General features: G+C 64.6%; 22 protein-coding genes and 1 tRNA gene. All 23 read right to left on the reverse strand.

The window, feature by feature from the left end:
* Positions 1 to 33 precede the first annotated feature (33 nt).
* Positions 34 to 543, reverse strand: a complete 510-nt coding sequence (locus ACVMK0_RS06450) for a DUF1178 family protein (protein WP_476463307.1) — start codon at positions 541 to 543, stop codon at positions 34 to 36.
* Between the two features lie 55 nt (positions 544 to 598).
* Entirely contained in the window at positions 599 to 904 is a 306-nt protein-coding gene (locus ACVMK0_RS06455; protein WP_045535823.1) for a DUF2818 family protein, read from the reverse strand.
* Positions 905 to 919: 15 nt separating this feature from the next.
* On the reverse strand, positions 920 to 2,407 hold the full coding sequence (gene nuoN / locus ACVMK0_RS06460; RefSeq protein ID WP_476463308.1) for an NADH-quinone oxidoreductase subunit NuoN: 1,488 nt from the start codon (positions 2,405 to 2,407) through the stop codon (positions 920 to 922).
* A 201-nt stretch (positions 2,408 to 2,608) separates the two neighbouring features.
* Entirely contained in the window at positions 2,609 to 4,084 is a 1,476-nt protein-coding gene (locus tag ACVMK0_RS06465) for an NADH-quinone oxidoreductase subunit M (RefSeq protein ID WP_250960239.1), read from the reverse strand.
* A gap of 13 nt (positions 4,085 to 4,097) precedes the next feature.
* Positions 4,098 to 6,116, reverse strand: a complete 2,019-nt coding sequence (gene nuoL / locus ACVMK0_RS06470; protein ID WP_476463309.1) for an NADH-quinone oxidoreductase subunit L — start codon at positions 6,114 to 6,116, stop codon at positions 4,098 to 4,100.
* 3 nt (positions 6,117 to 6,119) lie between these two features.
* On the reverse strand, positions 6,120 to 6,431 hold the full coding sequence (nuoK, locus tag ACVMK0_RS06475; protein WP_045535827.1) for an NADH-quinone oxidoreductase subunit NuoK: 312 nt from the start codon (positions 6,429 to 6,431) through the stop codon (positions 6,120 to 6,122).
* Positions 6,431 to 7,084, reverse strand: coding sequence for an NADH-quinone oxidoreductase subunit J (locus tag ACVMK0_RS06480; RefSeq protein ID WP_476463310.1), 654 nt, complete (start codon positions 7,082 to 7,084; stop codon positions 6,431 to 6,433). The genes nuoK and ACVMK0_RS06480 overlap by 1 nt, the downstream gene beginning before the upstream one ends.
* A 29-nt stretch (positions 7,085 to 7,113) precedes the next feature.
* Positions 7,114 to 7,623 carry an NADH-quinone oxidoreductase subunit NuoI gene (gene nuoI / locus ACVMK0_RS06485; protein WP_250960236.1) on the reverse strand — a complete coding sequence of 170 codons (510 nt, stop codon included), beginning with the start codon at positions 7,621 to 7,623 and terminating at the stop codon, positions 7,114 to 7,116.
* Between the two features lie 15 nt (positions 7,624 to 7,638).
* On the reverse strand, positions 7,639 to 8,715 hold the full coding sequence (gene nuoH / locus ACVMK0_RS06490; protein WP_476463311.1) for an NADH-quinone oxidoreductase subunit NuoH: 1,077 nt from the start codon (positions 8,713 to 8,715) through the stop codon (positions 7,639 to 7,641).
* The gene (gene nuoG, locus ACVMK0_RS06495) at positions 8,712 to 10,865 is read right to left on the reverse strand and encodes an NADH-quinone oxidoreductase subunit NuoG (RefSeq protein WP_476463312.1); all 2,154 of its coding nucleotides are present in this window, start codon (positions 10,863 to 10,865) and stop codon (positions 8,712 to 8,714) included. Before nuoG ends, nuoH begins: the two co-directional genes overlap by 4 nt.
* A gap of 13 nt (positions 10,866 to 10,878) precedes the next feature.
* Positions 10,879 to 12,231, reverse strand: a complete 1,353-nt coding sequence (gene nuoF, locus ACVMK0_RS06500) for an NADH-quinone oxidoreductase subunit NuoF (protein WP_476463313.1) — start codon at positions 12,229 to 12,231, stop codon at positions 10,879 to 10,881.
* Positions 12,228 to 12,767 carry an NADH-quinone oxidoreductase subunit NuoE gene (gene nuoE / locus ACVMK0_RS06505; RefSeq protein ID WP_476463314.1) on the reverse strand — a complete coding sequence of 180 codons (540 nt, stop codon included), beginning with the start codon at positions 12,765 to 12,767 and terminating at the stop codon, positions 12,228 to 12,230. The genes nuoF and nuoE overlap by 4 nt, the downstream gene beginning before the upstream one ends.
* Positions 12,764 to 14,017, reverse strand: coding sequence for an NADH-quinone oxidoreductase subunit D (locus ACVMK0_RS06510; RefSeq protein ID WP_476463315.1), 1,254 nt, complete (start codon positions 14,015 to 14,017; stop codon positions 12,764 to 12,766). The genes nuoE and ACVMK0_RS06510 overlap by 4 nt, the downstream gene beginning before the upstream one ends.
* A gap of 23 nt (positions 14,018 to 14,040) precedes the next feature.
* On the reverse strand, positions 14,041 to 14,691 hold the full coding sequence (locus ACVMK0_RS06515) for an NADH-quinone oxidoreductase subunit C (protein WP_476463316.1): 651 nt from the start codon (positions 14,689 to 14,691) through the stop codon (positions 14,041 to 14,043).
* 20 nt (positions 14,692 to 14,711) lie between these two features.
* The gene (locus ACVMK0_RS06520) at positions 14,712 to 15,191 is read right to left on the reverse strand and encodes a NuoB/complex I 20 kDa subunit family protein (RefSeq protein WP_045535836.1); all 480 of its coding nucleotides are present in this window, start codon (positions 15,189 to 15,191) and stop codon (positions 14,712 to 14,714) included.
* A gap of 57 nt (positions 15,192 to 15,248) precedes the next feature.
* Positions 15,249 to 15,608: an NADH-quinone oxidoreductase subunit A gene (locus tag ACVMK0_RS06525; RefSeq protein ID WP_045535837.1), complete on the reverse strand. Its 360-nt coding sequence runs from the start codon at positions 15,606 to 15,608 to the stop codon at positions 15,249 to 15,251.
* 78 nt (positions 15,609 to 15,686) lie between these two features.
* Positions 15,687 to 15,771, reverse strand: a tRNA-Leu gene (locus ACVMK0_RS06530).
* 102 nt (positions 15,772 to 15,873) lie between these two features.
* Complete coding sequence (gene secG / locus ACVMK0_RS06535; RefSeq protein WP_476463317.1) at positions 15,874 to 16,257, reverse strand: preprotein translocase subunit SecG; 384 nt, start codon at positions 16,255 to 16,257, stop codon at positions 15,874 to 15,876.
* Positions 16,258 to 16,281: 24 nt separating this feature from the next.
* Complete coding sequence (gene tpiA / locus ACVMK0_RS06540) at positions 16,282 to 17,043, reverse strand: triose-phosphate isomerase (RefSeq protein ID WP_476463318.1); 762 nt, start codon at positions 17,041 to 17,043, stop codon at positions 16,282 to 16,284.
* A 35-nt stretch (positions 17,044 to 17,078) separates the two neighbouring features.
* Complete coding sequence (gene pnp / locus ACVMK0_RS06545) at positions 17,079 to 19,208, reverse strand: polyribonucleotide nucleotidyltransferase (RefSeq protein WP_250960229.1); 2,130 nt, start codon at positions 19,206 to 19,208, stop codon at positions 17,079 to 17,081.
* 232 nt (positions 19,209 to 19,440) lie between these two features.
* The gene (gene rpsO, locus ACVMK0_RS06550; RefSeq protein ID WP_045535841.1) at positions 19,441 to 19,707 is read right to left on the reverse strand and encodes a 30S ribosomal protein S15; all 267 of its coding nucleotides are present in this window, start codon (positions 19,705 to 19,707) and stop codon (positions 19,441 to 19,443) included.
* Positions 19,708 to 19,832: 125 nt separating this feature from the next.
* Entirely contained in the window at positions 19,833 to 23,108 is a 3,276-nt protein-coding gene (carB, locus tag ACVMK0_RS06555) for a carbamoyl-phosphate synthase large subunit (protein ID WP_476463319.1), read from the reverse strand.
* Positions 23,101 to 24,282: a glutamine-hydrolyzing carbamoyl-phosphate synthase small subunit gene (carA, locus tag ACVMK0_RS06560; protein ID WP_045535843.1), complete on the reverse strand. Its 1,182-nt coding sequence runs from the start codon at positions 24,280 to 24,282 to the stop codon at positions 23,101 to 23,103. The genes carB and carA overlap by 8 nt, the downstream gene beginning before the upstream one ends.
* Between the last annotated feature and the right edge of the window lie 156 nt (positions 24,283 to 24,438).

A 24,438-nucleotide genomic window follows, 5' to 3' on the forward strand; every position in this document is an offset into this window, starting at 1 on the left:
CGCTCTAGCCAAGCCCGCCACCAGCTGCACGGGCTACTGCAAAGTCGGCTTGCGCAGCGCCCAGTCGGGGATGGGCACGATCGGCACCCCGTCTTGCAGCAGTTCGGCGGCTTGGGCGGGCGTGGTTTGGCCGCGTATGGCGCGCGGCTCCAGTTCGCCTTCATGCATCTGACGCGCTTGCTGGGCAAACTGCGCCCCCACGTCTTCGGTCTGCGTCAGCACCTCGCGCAGCACCCGCAGCAGCGCCGCTTGTTGTTGCTTGGGCTGCGCTGCGGCAATCTCGCCCGCTTGGGGCGCGCGGGTGGTGGTGGGAGCAACCCCCGTGCCGCTGGCCGGAGCTTGGTCCGTTGCGTCTGGCTCGAAGGGCTTGCGCCCGTGCCCGAGGTTGAGCCGCGGCGCGCTGAGTTGCTTGACGATTTGGGTGCAGCCGCACAGCGGGCACTCGATCAGGCCGCGCTCGCGCTGCACGAGGAAATCGGCTTCGGAGGCAAACCAACCCTCAAACACATGGGCGCTGCTGCAGGCCAGATCGAGCACTTTCATGCGCTTTCAGCCTCTGCGGTATGCGCTGCGGTATGCGCTGCGATAGGCGCTGCGTTCAACCGCGCTTGAGCAGCATGTAGCGGATGACAAAGCCGGGAAAGGCAAAAACCAGAAACAGCGACAAGCCCACGACGTAAAACTGCCAGCTCTGCGGATAAATCTGGCCCAAACTGGCCTCGATGCCGAGCGAAATGGCGCCGGCAATGAAGAAAAACAGCAGCAGCTCGGCCATGCGTATCCACAGCGGCTTGAGGCCGTCTTTGAGTGGAAACACCAGCAACAGGCGCTGGTTGACAAAAGGCAGATTGGCCAACACCAACGCCAAGCCGAGCACCAGATAGGCGTAAAAGTCGATATTCATGGGCTGCAGCTTAACTCAAACCAGCAGCGAAGCGATGGCTTGGGCGCAAAGGGCCAGCAGCGCACCCGGGAATAGCCCAAGCACCAGCAGCATCAAGCCATTGACCGAGAGCACCGCGCGCAGCTCGAACGGCGCTGAGATGGCTGCGGTTTGCGTGGGCACATCGAAATACATCACCTTGACCACGCGCAGGTAGTAGAACGCGCCCACCAGCGACATCAGCACCGCAAACACCGCCAGCCACAGATAGACGCCGTCGCCTGCCGCCAGCAGCGCTTGCAGCACCGTGAGCTTGGCATAAAAGCCCACCAAGGGTGGCACACCAGCGAGCGAGAACATGCCCGCTGCCATCACGCCGGCATAAAGCGGGCTGCGCTGGTTCAGGCCGGCGAGGTCGTCGATCTCTTCGGACTCGAAACCCTCGCGGCTGAGCAGCAAAATCACGCCGAACACCGCCAGCGTGGTGAGCACGTAGGTGACGATGTAGAACATGGCGGCGCTGTAGGCGGTGCTCATGTTGGCCGTGCTGCCGTCGGCGCCGACCCCGGCGACAAAGGCCAACAGCAGAAAGCCCACCTGCGCGATGGACGAAAAAGCCAGCATGCGCTTGAGGTTGGTCTGCGCCACCGCCGCCAGGTTGCCCACCAGCAGCGACAGCACCGCCAGCACCGCCAGCATCTGCTGCCAGTCGAAGGCCAAGGTGGGCATGGCCTCGACCAGCAGGCGCATGACGATCGCAAACGCGGCCAGCTTGGGCGCCGAGCCGATAAACAGCGTCACCGCCGTGGGGGCGCCGTGATAGACGTCGGGCACCCACATATGGAACGGCACGGCCCCGAGCTTGAACGCCAGCCCGGCGACCAAGAACACCAGCCCCAGCATCAGCACCTGCGGCTGCGCCACCCCGGCATCGATGGTCTGCGCCAGCGTGCGGATGTCGAGCGTGCCGGTGGCGCCGTAGATCAGCGACATGCCGTAGAGCAGGAAGCCGCTGGCCAACGCGCCCAGCACGAAGTACTTCATCGCCGCCTCGGTGGCGCGCAAGTCGTCGCGGCGCAGGGCCACCAGCGCAAAGCTCGACAGCGCCAACAGCTCGAGCCCGAGGTAGATGATGAGCAGGTTGTGGCCCGAGATCATCACGTACATGCCCAGCAGCGCGAACAGACCCAAGGTGTAGAGCTCGCCGCCGCGCAGCATGCCGCGCGCACCGGCGTAGGGGCGGGCATAGACCAGCAGCACCATCATGGTCAGGGCGGCAAAGCACTTGAGCCAGTTGCCCATCGGGTCGCTCACCACCAAGCCGCCAAAACCGCTGAAGGTCTGGCCGCTGAGCGCTGCCGAACCGGTCAGGAAGGCAGCGCCGGCCAGCGTGAGCAGCGTCAGGTAATGCGTGGCGTGGCGCTGCGGCGACTTGAGGAACAGGTCGTAAATGGCGATCACGCAGACCATGACCAGCAGCAGCAGTTCAGGGGCGATCGCGATCCAGCTCAGACGGTCAATCATAGGGATACTCTTTTCAAACCAGTGGGTGTCAGGCGCGTCAGAGGCTGAGGGGCAATGGTGCGTGCCCGAAAGGGCGCGCCAAAGCGCAGCCGGCAAGGCGCAAAGCACAGCCGTAGCCTGCGCTACGGCGCGCATTTGCAACGCCGCAGGCGGTGTTTTGGTGCGTCAAGGCGGGCATGAGTGATTGCCTTTCAGCCTCTCTTAGGGCAGCTTGGTGACCGAGATGTGCAGCAGCAACTCGGTCACCGCCGGCATCATCACGTCGGTGAAGGGCTTGGGATAGATGCCCATGAACAGCACCGCCAGCGCCAGCACCGCCAGCACACCGTATTCGCGCGCGTTGATGTCGAACAGCGCTTTCACGTTGTCGTTGGCGGCTTCGCCCAGATAGACGCGCTTGAACATCAGCAGCGAGTAGGCCGCGCCCAGAATCAGCGCCGTGGCCGCCCCGAGCCCGATCCAGAAGTTGGCCTGCACCGCGCCCAGAATCACCATCCACTCGCCCACGAAACCGGCGGTGCCGGGCATGCCGGCGTTGGCCATGGTGAACAGCAGCGCGAAGGCGGCAAACTTGGGCATCGGGTTGATGACGCCGCCGTAGTCGGCGATTTCACGCGAGTGCATGCGGTCGTAGAGCACGCCGATGCACAAGAACATCGCCGCCGAGACGAAACCGTGCGCGATCATCTGCACGATGGCACCAGCCAGCGCCAGCTCGTTGAACAGGAAAAAACCCAGCGTGACAAAACCCATGTGCGCCACCGATGAGTAGGCAACGAGCTTTTTCATGTCCTGCTGCACCAGCGCCACCAGCCCGACGTAGATCACGGCGATGAGCGAGAGCGCGATCATCAGCCAAGCCAGATCCTGCGAGGCGTCGGGTGTGATCGGCAAGGAAAAGCGCAGAAAACCGTAAGCGCCGAGCTTGAGCATGATCGCCGCCAGCACCGCCGAACCGGCGGTCGGGGCTTCCACGTGCACATCGGGCAACCAAGTGTGCACCGGCCACATCGGCACCTTGACGGCAAAGGCCGCCAAGAAGGCCAAGAACAGCAGCGTCTGCTCGGTGCTGGTGAGCGGCAGTTGGTACCAGTCTTGCAGATCGAAGCTGCCACCCGAGGCGTTGTAGAGGTAGATCAGCGCCAGCAGCATCAGCAGCGAGCCCAGCAGCGTGTACAAGAAGAACTTGTAGGCGGCGTAGATGCGGTTCGGGCCGCCCCAGATACCGATGATCAGGTACATCGGGATCAGCGTGGCTTCAAAGAACAGGAAGAACAGCAGCGCATCCTGGGCTGAGAACACGCCGATCATGGCCCCGGACAGGATCAGAAACGCCGCCATGTACTGGTGCACGCGCTCGGTGATCGACTCCCAGCTCGCCACCACGGCAATCACGGTGGTGAAGGCGGTGAGCAAGATCAGCCACAGCGAGATGCCATCGACCCCGAGGTGGTAGTGAATGTTGAAGCGCTCGATCCAGAGCACTTTTTCGACGAACTGGAAGCCAGCAGCGCCGATTTCAAAGCCGGTGTAGAGCGGCAGCGTGACCGCCAGCCCAACCAAGGAACCCAACAGCGCCAGCCAGCGCACCTGCTGCGCACTAAAGTGCCGCCCCAAGACCAGCAGCGCGACGCCAAAAAAGATCGGAACCCAAATCGCAAGGCTCAGCAAACCCATGTTGTTATTCTCCTCAGCGCCAGACGAAGTAGGTCATGAGCGCGAGCACACCCACGATCATCACAAAGGCATAGTGGTAGAGGTAGCCGGTTTGCGCCTGGCGCACCACCGCCGCCACCCGACCCACCAGTTTCCAGCTCATGTTGACCACGCCGGCCTCGATCACGCCGCGGTCACCGCCCTTCCACAGCCCTTGGCCCAGCAGCATGGTGGCGCGCGCGATCACGTTTTCGTTGAACCAGTCGAGGTAATACTTGTTTTCCAGCACCACCACCAGCGGCCGCAGGGTGTGCGCTAAGCGATCGGCCAGCTGGGTGTTGTGCAGGTACAGGTACCAAGCCAGCAGCGCGCCGGCGATGGCCAGATAGAGCCCGATGGAGCTAAACGCCTTGAGGGCAAAGGCCAGCGGGCCGTGGTAGAGGGCGGCCAGTTCGGTCATGGCCGGGTGCAGCACGTGGTTGACGTGCACGGCATCGGCCAGAAAATCGCCAAACAGCATCGGGCCGATGGTCAGGTAACCGATCACCACCGAGGGCACCGCCAGCAGCAAGAGCGGCACCGTCACCACCCAAGGCGACTCATGCGGCTTCTCGTCGTGGCCGTGGTGGCCATGGTCGTCGTGGTGCGCGTCCGGGTTCAGGTGGTAGCGCTCGGGGCCGTGAAAGACCATGAAGTAGAGCCGGAACGAGTAGAACGAGGTCACGAACACGCCCGCCAGCAAGGCGTAGTAGGCAAAGGTGGCGGCCGGCAGGGTGCTGAAATCGGCTGAGAGCTTGATCGCTTCCTTGGAGTAGTAGCCCGAAAACAGCGGCATCCCGACCAGCGCCAGCGTGCCCAGCAAGGCCGTGATCCAAGTGATGGGCATGTACTTGCGCAAGCCGCCCATCCAGCGCATGTCTTGGTTGTGGTGCAGGCCCATGATCACCGAGCCCGCAGCCAAGAACAGCAGCGCCTTGAAGAACGCGTGCGTCATGAGGTGGAACAGCGCCACCGAGTAGGCCGAAGCGCCCAGCGCCACCGTCATGTAGCCCAGTTGCGACAGGGTGGAATAGGCCACCACGCGCTTGATGTCGTTTTGCACCATGCCCAGCAAGCCCATGAACAGCGCGGTGATGGCGCCGATGATGAGGATGAAGTTGAGCGCCGCGTCCGAGAGCTCGAACACCGGCGACATGCGCGCGACCATGAAGATGCCGGCCGTGACCATGGTGGCGGCGTGGATCAGGGCCGAGATCGGGGTCGGGCCTTCCATCGAGTCGGGCAGCCAGACGTGCAGCGGGAACTGGGCCGATTTGCCCATGGCACCGATGAACAGGCAGATGGCGATCACCGTCACCAGCAGCGACTCTTGGCCCAAGATGTACCACGGGAACTCGACCGTGGCCAGCTCGGGCAGCTTGGCAAAAATTTCGCTGTAGTTCAGGCTGCCGGTGTAGGCGGCGATGAGCGCGATGCCCAACAGGAAACCAAAGTCGCCCACGCGGTTGACCAAAAAGGCCTTCATGTTGGCAAAGATCGCCGTCGGGCGCTTGTACCAAAAGCCGATCAGCAGGTACGACACCAGCCCCACCGCTTCCCACGCAAAGAACAGTTGCAGCAGGTTGTTGCTCATGACCAGCATGAGCATCGAGAAGGTAAAGAGCGAGATGTAGGCGAAGAAGCGGTTGTAGCCTTCGTCTTCTTGCATGTAGCCGATGGTGTAGAGGTGCACCATGAGCGAGACGAAGGTGACCACGACCATCATCATGGCGGTGAGGCCATCGACCATGAAGCCGATCTCCATCGTCAGCCCGCCGATCACCATCCACTCGTAGATCGAGTCGTTGAAGCGCGCGCCGTCGATCACGTCGAGCAGCACCGAGACCGAGAGCAGGAACGAGACCAGCACGCCGAAGATGGCGATGCTGTGGCACAGACGGCGCCCGAACCAGTTGCCGCCCAATCGGGTGCCAAAGATGCCGACCAGCACCGCGCCGAGCAACGGCGCCATCGGCACCGCCAGCAGCGTGCTTGCAGAGAGGGTAGTACTCATGTGTTAGCCCTTGAGCGTGTTGAGCTCATCGACGCGGATCGACTGGCGGTTGCGGAACAGCAGCACCAAAATCGCGAGGCCGATGGCCGATTCGGCCGCCGCCACCGTGAGGATGAAGAACACGAACACCTGCCCGTGCAGATCGCCGTGGAAATAGGCGAAGGCGACAAAGTTGATGTTGACCGCCAGCAGCATCAGTTCGATGCACATCAGCAGCACGATCAGGTTGCGGCGGTTCAGGAAGATCCCCACCACCGAGAGCGCAAACAACAGCGCGCCCAGCGAGAGGAAGTGGCCGATGGTCAGGCTGGTCATCATGGCTGGCCCTCCTTGGCCTGATCCGCCGGGGCCGGGCCGGGCTTGGGGGTGGGCTGCATGTGCAGCACCTGCAGGCGGTCGCTGGCCTTGACGCGCACCTGCACACCGGGGTCGATGGCCTTGCTGTCTTTGCGCTCGCGCAGCACCAGCGCGATGGCGGCGATCATGCCCACCAACAAAATCACGCCCGCGATCTGCACCGGGTACAGGTATGCGGAATAGAGCAGCAAGCCGAGCTCCAGCGTGTTCTCATGCCCCGGCACGTGCATGCCGCGGGTGAGCACCGCCGGATCGACCGTCATCTGGGGGAAGCCAAACCAGAGCACCACGATCAACTGCACGCTGATCACGGCCCCTAGCAGCGCGGTGATCGGGAAATGGCGCCAAAAGCCCTTGCGCAAGACCTCGGTGTTGATGTCCATCATCATGACGACGAACAAAAACAGCACCATCACCGCGCCCAGATAGACCAGTACCAGCGTGATGGCCAGAAACTCGGCCTTGAGCAGCAAAAAGATCGCCGCCGCCTGCGAGAAGGCCAGCATCAGGTACAGCACCGCGTGCACCGCGTTGCGCGCCGTGATGACCTTGAACGCCGCAAACAACAGCAGCGCCGCAAAGACGTAGAAAAAACCCGCTTGAAAATCCATATCGTGTTCTGCCTGGTTAGCGCTCGGGTTCAGCGGTAGGGTGCATCCGCCGCGCGGGCGGCTGCGATCTCTTTTTCGTAGCGGTCGCCCACCGCCAACAGCATGTCTTTGGTGAAGTACAGGTCGCCGCGTTTTTCGCCGTGGTATTCGAGGATGTGGGTCTCGACGATGGCATCCACCGGGCAGGCTTCTTCACAAAAACCGCAGAAAATGCATTTGGTCAGGTCAATGTCGTAGCGCGTGGTGCGGCGGGTGCCGTCGGCGCGCTCGGCGGCTTCGATGGTGATGGCCATGGCCGGGCACACCGCCTCGCACAGCTTGCAGGCGATGCAGCGCTCCTCGCCATCGGGGTAGCGGCGCTGCGCGTGCAGCCCACGAAAACGCGGCGAAAGCGGGGTTTTTTCTTCCGGGTACTGCAGCGTGACCTTGGGCTTGAAGGCGTAGCGGCCGGTCAGGGCCATGCCCTTGAACAGCTCGATGAGCAAAAAGCTCTTGAAAAAATCCTTCAGCGAGAAGGGTGCAACGGCGGTGGCAGACATGCTAGTGCGCTCCTCTTAATCCCAAATGTTCCAAGGCGTCTGCATCCAGACGGCGACCACCACCAACCAGATCAAGGTGACGGGGATGAAGATCTTCCAGCCCAGACGCATGATCTGGTCGTAGCGGAAACGCGGGAAAGTGGCGCGGATCCAGATGAACAGCGAGACCACGAAGAAGGTCTTGAGCGCCAGCCAGATCCAGCCGGGAATGAAGTCGAGCGCGGCCACCGGGGCGTCCCAGCCGCCCAAGAACATGAGCACGGCCAGAATTGAGATCAGCCACATGCTGGCGTATTCGGCCAGGAAGAAGATGGCAAAGCGCATGCCAGAGTACTCGACCATGTGGCCGGCGACGATCTCGGCCTCGCCTTCCACCACATCGAAGGGGTGCCGGTTGGTCTCGGCCACACCCGAGATCAGGAACACGAGGAAGATCGGCAGCAACGGCAGCCAGTTCCAGGATAGGAAGTTGAGCCCCATGTCGGCAAACATGCCCGCTTGCTGCGAGGCCACGATCACGCCCAGCTGCAGGCTGCCGGCGGTCATCACCACCACGAGGAAGCAAAAACCGATGGCGATCTCGTAGCTGACCATCTGCGCCGAGGCGCGCAGCGCACCCAAGAAGGCGTATTTGGAGTTGGCGGCCCAGCCGGCGATGATCACGCCGTAAACCTCGATCGAGGTGATGGCCAGCAGCAGCAGCAAACCGGCGTTGACGTTGGCCAGCACCGCTTCGGGGCCGAACGGGATCACCGCCCAAGCGGCCAGCGCAGGCATGATGGCCAGCATCGGGGCGATCCAAAACAGCCCCGGGCTGGCGGCGGTGGGTGTGATCAGCTCTTTGGTGAGCAGCTTGAAGGCATCAGCGATGGGTTGCAACAAGCCCTGCGGGCCAACCCGGTTCGGGCCCAGCCGCACCTGCATGAAGCCGATCAGGCGCCGCTCCCACAGCGTCAGGTAGGCCACGGCAGCCATCAGCGGTGCCACGATGACCATGATCTTGATCAGGGCCCAGATCACCGGCCAAGCCGCCTGTTGCCACCAAGCGGCTGCGACCAGATTCAGGCCGCCGTAGTAGAGGGCGTCGATCATGCGCGGTCTCCGGTCTGGTTGGCGCGGGTGGCGGCCAAGGCTGCGCGAGCGTCGGCGGTGTGCTGCAGCGCTGGCGAGCGGCGCACGAGGGCATCGAGTTGGTAGATCGAGGCCACGCAGGGCGTGGCGCTGCCCAGCGTGAGGTCGATGGCGGCTTGGCTGCGGTTGTCGAGCCGCTCCGCGGACACGAACTGGCCGCTGGCCACACCGGGCAGCGCTTGCGCGAGCACGGCTTGCGAGCTTTCGGCCTCGAAACCCGGCAGTCCGAGCATCTGACCCAAAACGCGCAGCACCTTCCAAGCCGGACGCGCCTCGCCCAGCGGCCGCACCACGGCGTGGAAGCTCTGCAAGCGCCCTTCGGCGTTGACGTAGCTGCCCGAGGTCTCGCTGAACGGGGCGATGGGCAGCAGCACGTCGCAGTGCTCGAGGTTGGCCTTGAAGGGGCTCAAGGACACGACCATCTGCGCCTGCGCCAGCCCTTTGCCGCAGACGGCGGTGTCGAGCCCGACTTCGGCGTTGAGCAGCAGCACCGCCTTGGCGGCACCGCTCAAAATCTGCGTGGCGTTGAGGCCACCGGCACCGGGCAGCGCCTGCACCAGCTGCGCGCCCACGGTGTTGGCGGCCTCAGTCAGGTAGCCCCAGCGCGCGCCGGTGCGCTCTGCGATCCACTGCGCCAGCGCCAGCAGGCTGGGGGCTTGCTCGTGGTGCGCGGCGGCGTTGCCCAGCAGCAGCGCCTTGCGCTCGCCGCCCAACAGCGAGGCGGCGATGGCGCGTGCGGCGGCGCTCACCGGCTCGGAGCTTGTGCATGGCGCTTCGATGCCCTGCGCCTGCGCCACGGCAGCGGCGATGCCCGCCAGTTCGAGCGCCCAGCGGCCGGGTTCGGCCTGCAATGTGTGCGCAAGCGGCAGCGCCCAGTCGGGGGCTTCGGCCACCAAGGCGCTCACTTGGGCGCCACGGCGCTGCGCCTGGCGGATGCGCTGCGCGAACAGCGGGTGGTCTTTGCGTAGGTTCGAACCCACCACCAGCACGCGCTCGAGCGTAGACAGCTCGGCAATCGGCAGCCCCAGCCAGCGCGCCTCGCCCGCTGGGGCGGCGTGGTCGTAGCAGGCGGCGCGCAAGCGCGTGTCGATGCTGCTGCTGCCCAGGCCGCGCAGCAGGCTGGTGGCCAAGTGCAGTTCTTCGACCGTGCAGTGCGGGCTGGCGACGGCGGCTAGGGCGGCGGCGCCGTGATCGGCCTTGATCTGCTGCAAGCCGTTGGCCACGTATTCGAGTGCGGTCTGCCAATCGACTGTGCGCCATTGCCCGCCCTGCTTGAGCATGGGTTCGGTCAGGCGCTCGTCGCTGTTGAGGGCTTCGTAGCTAAAGCGGTCGCGGTCGGCGATCCAGCATTCGTTGACGGCCTCGTTCTCCAAGGGCACGACGCGCAGCACGCGGTGGTTTTTGACCTGCACGATCAGGTTGGCGCCGGTGGAGTCGTGCGGGCTGATGCTCTTGCGCCGCGACAGCTCCCAAGTGCGCGCCTGGTAGCGAAAAGGCTTGCTGGTGAGCGCACCCACCGGGCAGATGTCGATCATGTTGCCCGAGAGTTCGGAATCCACCGTCTGGCCGACGAAGGTTTCGATCTCGGCGTGCTCGCCGCGGTGGCTCATGCCCAGTTCCATCTGGCCTGCGATCTCTTGCCCGAAGCGCACGCAGCGCGTGCAGTGGATGCAGCGGCTCATTTCCTCCATGGAGATCAGCGGCCCCACTTCTTTGTGCGGCACCACGCGCTTTTCTTCGTGGTAGCGCGACTTGCCGGCGCCGTAGCCCACGGCGAGGTCTTGCAGCTGGCACTCGCCGCCTTGGTCGCAGATCGGGCAATCGAGCGGGTGGTTGATGAGCAAAAACTCCATCACCGACTGCTGCGCCTTGATCGCCTTCTCGCTCTGGGTGCGCACGATCATGCCCTGCGTGACCGGGGTGGCGCAGGCCGGCATGGGCTTGGGTGCTTTTTCCACTTCCACCAAGCACATGCGGCAGTTGGCCGCAATCGAGAGCTTTTTGTGGTAGCAGAAATGCGGGATGGTTTGGCCCGCCTTTTCGGCCGCATGCATGATCATGCTGCCCGGGGGAACCTGCACCTTTTTGCCGTCGAGTTCGATTTCTAACATAGCGCTTTGCTTCTCAAACGGTGGCCGCAACCAAGCTGGTTTTGTGTTCGATGTAGTGCTCAAATTCGTGCCGGTAGTGCTTGAGCATGGCGCGCACCGGCATTGCTGCCGCGTCACCTAGGGCGCAGATGGTGCGGCCCATGATGTTTTCGGCCACGTTGTCGAGCAGCGCCAGGTCTTCGGGCCGGCCTTGGCCGTGCACGATGCGGTCCACGATGCGATACAGCCAGCCCGTGCCCTCGCGGCACGGGGTGCACTGGCCGCAGGACTCGTGCATGTAAAAATAACTCAGGCGGTGCAGCGCCTTGACCATGCAGCGGCTGTCGTCGAGCACGATCACCGCGCCCGATCCCAGCATGGAACCGGCTTTGCTGATCGAGTCGTAGTCGAGTGTGCAGCACATCATCAATTCAGCGGGCAGCACGGGCGACGAGGAGCCGCCCGGGATCACGGCCTTGAGCCGGCGCCCCTTGCGCACGCCGCCGCAGAGTTCGAGCAGGGTAGAAAACGGGGTGCACATCGGCACCTCGTAGTTGCCGGGGTGCTCGACGTCGCCGCTGACCGAAAAAATCTTGGTGCCGCCGTTGTTGGGGCGGCCGCAGTCGAGGTAAGCCTTGCCGCCGTGGCGGATCAGCCAAGGCACGGCGGCAAAGGTTTCGGTGTTGTTGATGGTGGTTGGCTTGCCGTAGAGGCCAAAACTGGCCGGGAACGGCGGCTTGAAGCGCGGCTGGCCCTTTTTGCCTTCGAGCGATTCGAGCAGCGCCGTTTCTTCGCCGCAGATGTAGGCGCCAAAGCCGTGGTGCGCGTGCAGCTGAAAGCTGAAATTGGTGCCTAGGATGCGCTCGCCCAAGTAGCCGGCAGCGCGCGCCTGTTCGAGCGCGGCCTCGAAGCGCTCATAGACTTGGAAGATCTCGCCGTGGATGTAGTTGTAGCCCACGCTGGTACCCATGGCGTAGGCGGCAATGGCCATGCCCTCGATCACCAGATGCGGGTTGTACATCAGAATGTCGCGGTCTTTGCAGGTGCCGGGCTCGCCCTCGTCGGAGTTGCACACCAGGTATTTTTGGCCCGGAAACTGGCGCGGCATGAAGCTCCACTTGAGGCCAGTGGGGAAGCCCGCGCCGCCGCGGCCGCGCAAGGCCGATTCTTTGACGTGGGCGATCACCTCTTCGGGCGTGAGGCCGGGGCCGCCGTCGCGCCCCAAGATCTGGCGCAGCGCCGCGTAGCCGCCGCGCGCCTCGTAGTCGGCCAAGCCCCAGTTGCTGCCATCGAGGCCGGCGTACATCTGCGGGCTGATGTGGCGGCCGTGAAAGCAGGTTTCGATGCCGCGCGACTGGAACTGCTCCAGCACTTGATTGACGTTCATGCCTCTTCCTTTGCCGCACGCAGGCCGTCGATGAGCTGATCGAGCTTGTCGGCGCTCATGAAGCTGCACATGTGGCGGTCGTTGACCAGCAGCACCGGCGAATCGGCGCAGGCGCCCAAACACTCGGACTGCTGCAAGGTGAACAGGCCGTCGGGCGTGGTCTGGCCCATCTGGATGCCCAGCCGGCGCTCGAGGTGCTGCAGCGCCTGCACGCCGTCGCGCAGCGCGCATGGCAGGTTGGTGCAGACGTTGAGCTTGAACTTGCCCAGCGGCTGCTGGTTGTACATGTTGTAAAAGGTGGTGACTTCGTGCACCGCCATGACCGGCATGCCGAGGTAGTCGGCCACGCCCTCCTCGGCAGCTGGGCTGACCCAGCCTTGTTCTTGCTGCACGATGGCCAAACAAGCCATCACCGCCGACTGCTTTTGCTCGGAGGGGTACTTGGCCACTTCGCGCGCAAAGCGCGCCAGCGTGGCCTCGGCAAAGGCCATGGGCGCCACCGGGGCGCTGGGTTTGATGGGGCTGGGGCTGCTCATCGGTCAATCTCTCCAAACACGATGTCCATGGTGCCGATGATCGCCACAGCGTCGGCCAGCATGTGGCCACGCGCCATTTCGTCGAGGGCGGCTAGGTGCGGAAAACCGGGCGCACGGATTTTGAGCCGGTAGGGCTTGTTGGCGCCATCGCTCACCAAGTAGATGCCGAATTCGCCCTTGGGGTGTTCGACCGCGGCGTAGGCCTCGCCCTCGGGCACGTGGAAGCCTTCGGTAAAGAGCTTGAAGTGGTGGATCAGCTCCTCCATGCTCGACTTCATGGCCTCGCGTGCCGGCGGCGCCACCTTGTGGTTGCTGGTGATCACGGGGCCGGGGTTGGCGCGCAGCCAAGCCACGCACTGCTGAATGATGCGGTTGGACTGCTTCATCTCCTCCATGCGCACCAGGTAGCGGTCGTAGGTGTCGCCGGTCTTGCCCACGGGCACGTCGAAATCGACTTGGGCGTAGGCGTCGTAGGGCTGCTTTTTGCGCAAGTCCCAAGCGATGCCGCTGCCGCGCAGCATCGGGCCGGTCAGGCCCATGTTGAGCGCGCGCTCGGGGTTGATGACGCCGATGCCCACGGTGCGCTGCTTCCAGATGCGGTTGTCGGTCAGCAGGGTGTGGTATTCGCTGAGGTAGCTCGGAAAGCGCTGCGTGAAGTCTTCGATGAAATCGAGCAGTGAGCCCTTGCGGTTGCGGTTGAGCTTGTCGATGCCGCTGGCGTTGCGCACCTTGTTCTCGGTGTGCTGAGGCATGGTGTCCGGCAGGTCGCGGTAGACGCCGCCGGGGCGGAAGTACGCGGCGTGCATGCGCGCGCCCGAGACCGCTTCGTACATATCGAACAGGTCTTCGCGCTCGCGAAAGGTGTAGATCAGGATGGTGGAGCTGCCGCAGTCGTTGCCGTGCGAGCCCAGCCACATCAGGTGGTTGAGCAAGCGCGTGATCTCGCTGTACATGACGCGGATGTACTGCGCCCGGATGGGCACCTCGAGCCCGAGCAGCTTTTCGATCGCCAGGCAGTAGGCGTGCTCGTTGCACATCATCGAGACGTAATCGAGCCGGTCCATGTAGGGCAACGACTGGATGTAGGTCTTGTGCTCGGCCAGTTTTTCGGTTGCGCGGTGCAGCAGCCCGATGTGCGGGTCGGCGCGTTGCACCACCTCGCCGTCGAGCTCGAGCACCAGCCGCAACACACCGTGCGCGGCCGGGTGCTGCGGGCCAAAGTTGAGCGTGTAGTTTTTGATTTCAGCCATGGTTGGATCCGCTGCGGCGGCCTTTAGCGCAAGCCACTGCCGTAATGATCTTCGCGCACGATGCGCGGCGTGTTTTCGCGCGGTTCGATGGTGATGGGCTCATAGACCACGCGCCGGCGCTCGGGGTCGTAGCGCATTTCCACATGGCCCGAGAGCGGGAAGTCTTTGCGAAACGGATGCCCGATGAAGCCGTAGTCGGTGAGGATGCGGCGCAGGTCGGGGTGGCCATCGAAGACGATGCCGTAGAGGTCGAAGGCTTCGCGCTCGTACCAGTTGGCCGCCGACCACAGGTGGCTGACGCTGGGCACTTGCGGCCAGTCGTCGTCGGGGCAGCGCACGCGCACGCGCACGCGCTGGTTGAGCGAGACCGACAGCAGGTGCACCACCACGGCGTAGCGCGGGCCGTCCCAGCTTTGGTCGCGCCAAGCCGAGTAGTCGAGGCCGCACAGGTCGATCAGTTGTTCGAAGCGGCAGCCGGTGACGTCGCGCAGGGTCTGCATCACGTCGAGGTAATCGGTGGCGGCGGCTTCGAGCGTGATTTCGTCGCTCGGGCTTTGCACCACGGTGGCCCGGCCTTGCAGGATCTGGCTCAGGGTCTGCTGCACGGAGGCGGCGGGGCGCTCGCTCCAAGACCCGAGATGGGGTGGCGCGCCTTTGCTTGCTGGGGTCGTCATGGCTGGTGCCTCGGCCGCGCTCAAACGCGCGCGATGGTTTGGGTGCGGCGGATTTTTTGCTGCAACTGGATGATGCCGTAGATCAGTGCCTCGGCCGTGGGCGGACAGCCCGGCACATAGACGTCGACCGGCACCACGCGGTCGCAGCCGCGCACCACCGAGTAGCTGTAGTGGTAGTAGCCGCCGCCGTTGGCACAGGAGCCCATGCTCAGCACCCAGCGCGGCTCGGCCATTTGGTCATAGACCTTGCGCAGGGCCGGGGCCATTTTGTTGCACAGCGTGCCGGCGACGATCATCAGGTCCGACTGGCGCGGGCTGGCCCGGAACACCTCGGCGCCAAAGCGCCCGAGGTCGTAGCGCGCGGCCGCCGAGTGCATCATTTCGACCGCGCAACAGGCCAGCCCGAAGGTCATGGGCCAGATGGAACCGGTCTTGGCCCAATTCACCACCGAGTCGTAACTGGTGGTGACGAAGCCCTGTTTGAGTACGCCTTCAATCATCGCATCGATCCTTGTGTAAATGAACTGGCGTTGCCGCATACGCAGACAGCAACGCGCTCACTCCCAATCCAGCGCCCCTTTTTTCCACTCGTAGACAAAGCCCACGGTGAGGATGGCCAAGAACATCATGCCGGCGAGGAAGCCGGTGAAGCCGATTTCGCTGAACGCCACCGCCCAGGGGAACAGGAAAGCGATCTCGAGGTCAAAGAGGATGAAGAGAATGGCGACGAGGTAGTAGCGTACGTCGAATTTCATGCGCGCGTCTTCGAAGGCTTCGAAGCCGCATTCGTAGGGGGAGTTTTTCTCGGGGTCGGGCCGGTTGGGCCCCAGAACGTAGCCGATCAACTGCGGCAACACGCCCACTGCGAGACCGACCAGAATAAACAAGAGTACGGGTAGGTAAAGCTCTAGATTCATCTTGATGCCTCTCTAAAACGCGCGCATTCCACCGATCCCACGCTGGGCGCGTTGGGCGCGGTTTGGTTTTTGCATGATTGGTGCCGACGGCGAGACTCGAACTCGCACAGCTTTCGCCACTACCCCCTCAAGATAGCGTGTCTACCAATTTCACCACGTCGGCAAATAACTTTGATGCACCCAAGCCAGCTGGATGAGCCCCAGGCTCATGTGCATCCCAGCCCCGAATTTTAACCTGAAAAATCGGGGGAAGCTTTAGAAAAGCTTACTGTGCGGGAATTTGACCCGCACCGGCTGGCGCTGTGGCCGGCGCTGCCGGCAGTGTGGGAGCACCCGGAATCTGGTCGGCGGGCGTGGGCGGGGCCACGGGCAGGGTTTCGAGCACGGTGCCCGCTTCGGCTTGGGGTGCCTGGCCAAAATAGGCCAAGCCCAGCGTGGAGCTGAGGAACAGGGTCGCCAAAATGGCCGTGCTGCGCGACATGAAGTTGGAACCACCGCTGGCCCCAAACAGGGTGGCAGCGCCCGAACTGCCGCCCCCTAGGGAGGCGCCGGCATCGGCTCCTTTGCCGTGCTGCACCAGAATCAGGCCGATCATCACCAACGCCGACAGCAGCTGCACCGCCAGCAGCAAGGTTAAGAAAATATTCATGAACTCACACTCCAAAAGCCAAAATCAGTTCGTTTGCAGCACAGCCAAGCCGGCCGCAGCAATGGACAAAAACGAGGCGGCCTTGAGCGAGGCGCCGCCAATCAGCCCGCCATCGACGTCGGGCTGGCGCAGCAGCTCGGCTGCGTTGGCCGCGTTCATGCTGCCGCCGTAGAGGATGCGGTTGCGCTCGGCCTGCCCGGTGGCGGCGCGCAGTTGTGCGCGCAGCACCGCATGCACCGCCTGCGCTTGCTCGGCGCTGGCGCTCAGGCCCGTGCCGATGGCCCACACCGGCTCGTAGGCGACCACGATCTCGCTGCAGCAGTGGCCCACGGCGTGGATCACGGCCGATAGCTGGCGCTTGACGACGAATTCGGTGCGCCCGGCTTCGCGGTCGGGCAGCGTTTCGCCCACGCAGACAATGGGGGTCAGGCCCGCCGCGAGCGCGCGCTGCGCCTTGAGGGCCACCAAGTCGTCGCTCTCGTGGTGGTATTGGCGCCGCTCCGAGTGGCCGACGATGACGTAGCGGCAGCCGCAGTCGCGCAGCATGGCGGCGCTGACCTCGCCGGTGTAGGCCCCGCCCTCGTGCGCCGACACATCCTGCGCGCCCCAGTCGATACCGCTGCCTTGCAAGGCCGCCTGCAGCTGCAACAGATAGGGGGCCGGCGCGCACAGCGCCAGATCGGCTTGCGCCGCATCAAAGCCCGCCTTGAGCGCAGCCAACAGCTCGGCGTTGGCCGCTAGGCTGCCGTTCATCTTCCAGTTGCCGACGATCAGATTTTTGCGCATGGTGGGCCCTTGAGATACGTTGCAGCGGCCAAGGTTCAGTCGTCTTGCGGCTGCTGCGCCGGTTGCACCTCGTCGCGATCGAGCAGCGCCTTCATCGACAGCTTGATGCGGCCTTTTTCGTCGGTCTCGAGCACCTTGACCTTGACGATCTGGCCCTCTTTGAGGTAGTCGGTCACTTTTTCGACGCGCTGGTGCGCGATCTGGCTGATGTGCAGCAGGCCGTCTTTGCCGGGCAGCAGGTTCACCAGGGCCCCGAAATCGAGGATCTTGGTGATCGGGCCTTCATAGACCTTGCCGATTTCCACTTCGGCTGTGATGGCCTCGATGCGGCGCATGGCGTGTTCGGCCTTGGCCGCTTCGCTGCTGGCGATGGTGATGGTGCCGTCTTCGGCGATGTCGATCTGGGTGCCGGTCTCTTCGGTCAGGGCGCGGATGGTGGCGCCGCCCTTGCCGATGATGTCGCGGATTTTTTCCGGGTTGATCTTCATGGTGTAGAGGCGCGGCGCAAAGCTCGAAATCTCGGTGTTGGCCTGCCCCATCGCCGCTTGCATCTCGCCCAGAATGTGCAGGCGCGCCTCTTTGGCTTGCGCCAGCGCGACTTGCATGATCTCTTTGGTGATGCCTTGGATTTTGATGTCCATCTGCAAGGCGGTGATGCCGGCTGGGGTGCCCGCAACCTTGAAGTCCATGTCACCGAGGTGGTCTTCGTCGCCCAAAATGTCGGTGAGCACGGCGAAGCGGTTGCCCTCTTTGATCAGGCCCATGGCGATGCCGGCCACGTGCGCTTTCATGGGCACGCCGGCGTCCATCAGCGCCAAGCAGCCGCCGCAGACCGAAGCCATGGACGACGAACCGTTGGACTCGGTGATTTCGCTCACCACGCGCACGGTGTAGGGGAACTCGTCTTTGGGTGGCAGCGCGGCGACCAGCGCGCGCTTGGCCAAGCGGCCGTGGCCGATCTCGCGCCGCTTGGGGCTGCCTACGCGCCCGGTCTCGCCGGTGGCAAAGGGCGGCATGTTGTAGTGCAGCATGAAGCGGTCTTCAAAATCGCCGGCCAGCGCGTCGATGCGCTGCGCGTCGCGCTCGGTGCCCAAGGTGGCGATGACCAGCGCCTGCGTTTCGCCGCGCGTGAACAGCGCCGAGCCGTGGGTGCGCGGCAGCACGCCGGTGCGGATTTCGATCGGGCGCACGGTGCGGGTGTCGCGGCCGTCGATGCGCGGCTCGCCGGCCAAAATCTGCCCGCGCACGATGCCGGCTTCGATGTTGAACAGCAGCTCTTCGACCTTGACCGCGTCGCACGCGAGCCCCTCGGCCTTGAGCCCGGCGTGCACGGCGGCGTAGGCTTGGCGGCAGGCTTGGGTGCGCGCTTGCTTGTTGCGGATCTGGTAGGCCGCCACCAGGGCCTCGCGGCCCAACGCCTCGACGCGGGCGATCAGCGCCTCGTCGCGCGCCGGCGGCTGCCAGTCCCACTCGGGCTTGCCGGCTTCGCGCACCAGTTCGTTGATGGCGGCGATGGCGATGTTGCCTTGCTCGTGGCCAAAGACCACGGCGCCCAGCAGCACCTCTTCGGACAACTGCTGCGCTTCGCTCTCGACCATCAGCACCGCCGCTTCGGTGCCGGCCACCACCAAGTCGAGCTGGCTGTTGGCGCGCTCGGTCTGGCCGGGGTTGAGGATGTACTGGCCGTTGACGTAGCCCACCCGCGCGGCGCCGATGGGGCCGTTGAAGGGGATGCCGCTGATGGACAGTGCGGCGCTGGTGGCGATCAGGGCGGCGATGTCGGCATCGACCTCGGGGTTGAGCGACAGGGTGTGCACCACCACCTGCACTTCGTTGAAAAAGCCCTCGGGGAACAGGGGCCGAATCGGGCGGTCGATCAGGCGGCTGGTGAGGGTTTCAAACTCGCTCGGGCGCCCTTCGCGCTTGAAGAAGCTGCCCGGAATCTTGCCGGCGGCGTAGGATTTTTCGAGGTAATCGACGGTGAGTGGGAAAAAGTCTTGGCCCGACTTGGCGTCGGTTTTGGCGACCACGGTGGCCAGCACCACGGTGCCGTCCATGTCGAGCAGCACGGCACCGCTGGACTGGCGCGCGATTTCGCCGGTTTCGAGGCGCACGGTGTGGCGGCCCCATTGGAAGCTTTTGCTGACTTTATTAAACAGACCCATGAGTGTTCCTAGAGTGGTGGGGGTGGTGGGCCGACGGCCGAGCCTTCAGAACACGATGCCATTCCAGTGCCGCCGCGGCGCGCGCGACGGCTTTGGAATGACACAGCTTCGCTCTGAATGAGCACGCCTGGCCTAGAGGGGAAATGAAGCGCAAAAAACGCCTGCGGCGGCAGGGCGACCGAGGCGTTTTGCACGATGAACGAAAAAGGGCAAGGCCGCTTGGGTGCGGTTCTTATTTGCGCAAGCCGAGCTTTTGGATCAGGCTCACGTAGCGGTCGGCGTCTTTGCCCTTGAGGTAGTCGAGCAGCTTGCGCCGACGGCTGACCATGCGCAGCAGGCCACGGCGGCCGTGGTGGTCTTTGGCGTGGGTTTTGAAGTGCGGCGTGAGTTCGTTGATGCGCGCCGTGAGGATGGCGACCTGTACTTCGGGGCTGCCGGTGTCGTGGGGTGCACGGGCGTTGGCCGAAATCACTTCGGCTTTGACGGATTGAGCGATCATGTTGGCTTTCTAGGTGAACGTGCGTCCTGCCGCAGGGTGCGGTCAGCTCAAGGCACCAAGGCCCCAAGCCGCCGCTTGCCGCAACAGGCGTGTAATGGCCTGCCCAAAATAGGCAGACCTTGTGATTATAACCCGGCCAGCAGCGCGTGCAACTCTTGCACCGAGACCACGCCGAGCGAGTCTTGGCACTTGATGCCTTCGACTGCCGCTTCGGCGCCCGAGATGGTGGTGAAGGTGGTGACGCGGTTGGCCAGCGCCGAGGTGCGGATGTAGCGCGAATCGGCGATGGCGTTGCGCCGCTCCTCTACGGTGTTGATGACCATGGCGATGTCGCCGTTTTTGATCAGGTCAACGATGTTGGGCCGGCCTTCGGCGACTTTGTTCACCTGCGCGCACGGCACGCCGGCGGCGTTGAGGGCGGCGGCGCTGCCGCGCGTGGCCACGAGCTCAAAGCCGAGCGCGTGCAGCTCGCGCGCCACCTGCACCGCACGCGGCTTGTCGTCGGCCTTGACCGACAAAAACACCTTGCGCACGGCGTCGCTGGGGCGCGGCAACTGGGTGCCGGCCCCGAGCTGCGACTTGACGAAGGCCTCGCCAAAGCTGCGCCCGACTCCCATGACCTCGCCGGTGGACTTCATCTCGGGGCCGAGGATGGTGTCCACGCCGGGGAACTTGACGAAGGGGAACACCGCTTCCTTGACGCTGAAGTACGGCGGCACCACTTCGCGCGTCATGCCCTGCTGCGCCAGCGTCTGGCCGGCCATGCAGCGCGCCGCCACCTTGGCCAGTTGGATGCCGGTGGCTTTGGAGACGAAGGGCACGGTGCGCGAGGCGCGCGGGTTGACTTCGAGCACGTAGATGACATCGACGCCGTCGAGCTGCTGTATCGCGAACTGCACGTTCATCAGCCCGACCACGTTGAGGGCGCCGGCCATGGCCGCCGTCTGGCGCTTGATTTCATCGACAGTGGCTGCGCTCAGATAGTACGGCGGCAGCGAGCAGGCCGAATCGCCCGAGTGCACGCCGGCTTGCTCGATGTGCTCCATCACGCCGCCGATGAGCACGGCGCCGCTGGCGTCGCGGATGCAATCGACGTCGCACTCGATGGCGTCGCTCAGGAAGCGGTCCAGCAGCACCGGCGAGTCGTGGCTGACCTTGACCGCCTCGCGCATGTAGCGCTCGAGGTCGCGCGGCTCGTGCACGATCTCCATCGCCCGCCCGCCCAGCACGTAGCTCGGGCGCACCACCAGCGGGTAGCCCAGCGCGCCGGCTTTGTCCATGGCCTCGACTTCGGTGCGCGCGGTGGCGTTGGGTGGCTGGCGCAGCCCGAGGCGGTGCAGCAGCTGCTGGAAGCGCTCGCGGTCTTCGGCGGCGTCGATCATGTCTGGGCTGGTGCCGATGATCGGCACGCCGGCGGCCTCGAGCCCGAGCGCGAGCTTTAGCGGCGTCTGGCCGCCGAACTGCACGATCACGCCCTCGGGGCGCTCTTTGGCCACGATTTCGAGCACGTCTTCGAGCGTCAGCGGCTCGAAGTAGAGCCGGTCGCTGGTGTCGTAGTCGGTCGAGACGGTCTCGGGGTTGCAGTTGACCATCAGGGTCTCGTAGCCGTCTTCGCGCAGGGCCAGCGCGGCGTGCACGCAGCAGTAATCGAACTCGATGCCCTGCCCGATGCGGTTCGGCCCGCCGCCCAGTACCATGATTTTTTTGCGCTCGCTGGGCTCGGCCTCGCACTCTTGCTCGTAGCTAGAGTACAGGTAGGCGGTGGCGGTGGCGAATTCGGCGGCGCAGGTATCGACGCGCTTATAAACCGGGCGCACGCCCAAGGCGTGGCGCTGGGCGCGCACGGCTTGCTCGTGGGTGTGCAGCAGCTTGGCCAAGCGGCGGTCGGAAAAGCCTTTTTGCTTGAGCGTGCGCAGCGTGTCGGCGCTCAGGGCCGCCAGCGCCTGCGCGCCGTGCTCGGCGGTGTGCCGATCCAGCCCCAGCTCGATGCGCACGATGTCTTCGATCTGCACCAGAAACCAGGGGTCGATGCGCGTGATCTGCTGCACCTCGGCCAGCGTCCAGCCGGCGGCAAAGGCGTCGCCCACGAACCAGATGCGCTCCGGGCCCGGGGAGCCGAGTTCGCGCTCGAGCGTTTCGCGGTCTTGGGTTTTTTCGTTCATGCCATCGACGCCGACCTCGAGCCCGCGCAGCGCCTTTTGGAAGCTCTCTTGGAAGGTGCGCCCGATGGCCATGACTTCGCCCACCGACTTCATCTGCGTCGTCAGGCGGCTGTCGGCAGCGGGGAATTTTTCGAAGGCAAAGCGCGGGATCTTGGTCACCACGTAGTCGATGCTGGGCTCGAACGAGGCCGGGGTGGCGCCGCCGGTGATCTCGTTTTTGAGCTCGTCGAGGGTGTAGCCCACCGCCAGCTTGGCCGCCACCTTGGCGATCGGGAAACCGGTGGCCTTGGAAGCCAGCGCCGACGAGCGCGAAACGCGCGGGTTCATCTCGATCACGACCATGCGCCCGTCGCGCGGGTTGAGCGCGAACTGCACGTTGGAGCCGCCGGTATCGACACCGATCTCGCGCAGCACCGCCAAGCTGGCGTTGCGCATCAGCTGGTACTCTTTGTCGGTGAGCGTCTGCGCCGGCGCCACGGTGATCGAGTCGCCGGTGTGCACGCCCATGGGGTCGAGGTTTTCGATCGAGCAGACGATGATGCAGTTGTCGGCGCGGTCCCGCACCACCTCCATCTCGAACTCTTTCCAGCCCAGCAGCGACTCTTCGATCAGCAGCTCGTGGGTGGGCGAGGCTTCCAGCCCGCGCTTGCAGATGGTCTCGAACTCTTCGGGGTTGTAGGCGATGCCGCCGCCGCTGCCGCCGAGGGTGAAGCTGGGCCGGATCACGGTCGGGAAACCGACCTGTTTTTGCACCTCCCAGGCCTCGCTCAGGCTGTGCGCGATGCCCGAACGCGCCGAGCCCAAGCCGATCTTGGTCATGGCGTCTTTGAACTTGAGCCGGTCTTCGGCCTTGTCGATGGCCTCGGGCGTGGCCCCGATCAGCTCAACGCCGTACTGCGCCAGCACGCCTTGGCGCCAGAGGTCGAGCGCGCAGTTGAGCGCGGTCTGGCCGCCCATGGTGGGCAAAATCGCAAAACCGCCGGGGTTGAGCTGTCGCTCCTTGGCGATGATCTTGGCCACCGTCTGCCAGGTGATGGGCTCGATGTAGGTGACGTCGGCGGTGGCCGGGTCGGTCATGATCGTGGCCGGGTTGCTGTTGATCAAGATGACCTTGTAGCCCTCCTCGCGCAGCGCTTTGCAGGCTTGCACGCCGGAGTAATCGAACTCGCAGGCTTGGCCGATGACGATCGGGCCGGCGCCGATGATGAGGATGCTTTGGATGTCTGAACGCTTAGGCATGTTGAGCTTTCTTTGCGGCCATGAGCGCCGTGAAGCGGTCGAACAGGTTGGCGATGTCGTGCGGGCCCGGCGAGGCCTCGGGGTGGCCTTGGAAGCAAAAGGCCGGGCGGTCGGTGCGCTCCAGCCCCTGCACGGTGCCGTCGAACAGGCTGATGTGGGTCACGCGCAGGTGCGCCGGCAGCGATTCGCGCTCCACGGCAAAGCCGTGGTTCTGGCTGGTGATGGCCACGCGACCGCTGGCGAGCTCTTGCACCGGGTGGTTGGCGCCGTGGTGGCCGTGCGGCATTTTGTAGGTGCGCGCGCCGCTGGCTAGGGCCATGATCTGGTGCCCGAGGCAGATGCCGAAGGTGGGCAGGCCGGATTCGATCAGCTCGGCGGCGGCGGCGATGGCATAGTCGCAGGGCTGCGGGTCGCCGGGGCCGTTGGACAGGAACACGCCGTCGGGGCGCAGCGCCAGCACCTGGGCCGCCGGGGTTTGGGCCGGCACCACGGTGACGCGGCAGCCGCGCTGCGCCAGCATGCGCAGGATGTTTTTCTTGACGCCAAAATCGTAGGCCACGACGTGAAAACGCGGCGCCTGCAGCTCGCCGTAGCCGGGGCTGCCGTCGGCGCGCGCCAGTTGCCACTCGGCCTGTGTCCACGCGTAGGGCTGCACCGTGCTCACCACCCGCGCCAGGTCTTGCCCAGCCATGCTGGGTGCGCTGCGAGCGGCGGCCAGCGCCTGCGCCACCACCGCATCGCTCAGGCTCTGGCCCGCTGCCAAGGCGACGATGGCGCCGTTTTGTGCCCCATGCGTGCGCAGGCGGCGCGTGAGGGCGCGGGTGTCGATGCCGGCGATGGCCACCGTGCCATTGCGCTGCAGGTACTCGCCCAAGCTGCTGCTGGCGCGAAAGTTGGAGTGCAGCAGCGGCAGGTCTTTGATGATCAGGCCGGCGGCGTGGATGGCGTCGGACTCCACGTCTTGCTCGTTGACGCCGGTGTTGCCGATGTGCGGGTAGGTGAGCGTGACCAGTTGCTGGCGGTAGCTGGGGTCGGTGAGGATTTCTTGGTAGCCGGTAAGCGCGGTGTTGAACACCACTTCGCCGACGGTCTGGCCGGTGGCACCGATGGCGGTGCCGCGAAAGACCGTGCCGTCGGCAAGCGCGAGCAGGGCGGGGGCGGGGACGGGAAACACGGGGGATTCTCCAGGTACTTGGATTCTGGCCGCACCCTTAAGGCCCCACGCCAGCACGCACTCAGGCGATTTTGATTGGGGCTGCAGCGGCCTTTGAGTCATTGGGGCCACCGGGGTGCGCAGGGTTAGGGTAAACCTTGGAATTATAGCCCGCCC

The sequence above is a fragment of the Serpentinimonas sp. SSL01 genome (assembly GCF_056323735.1).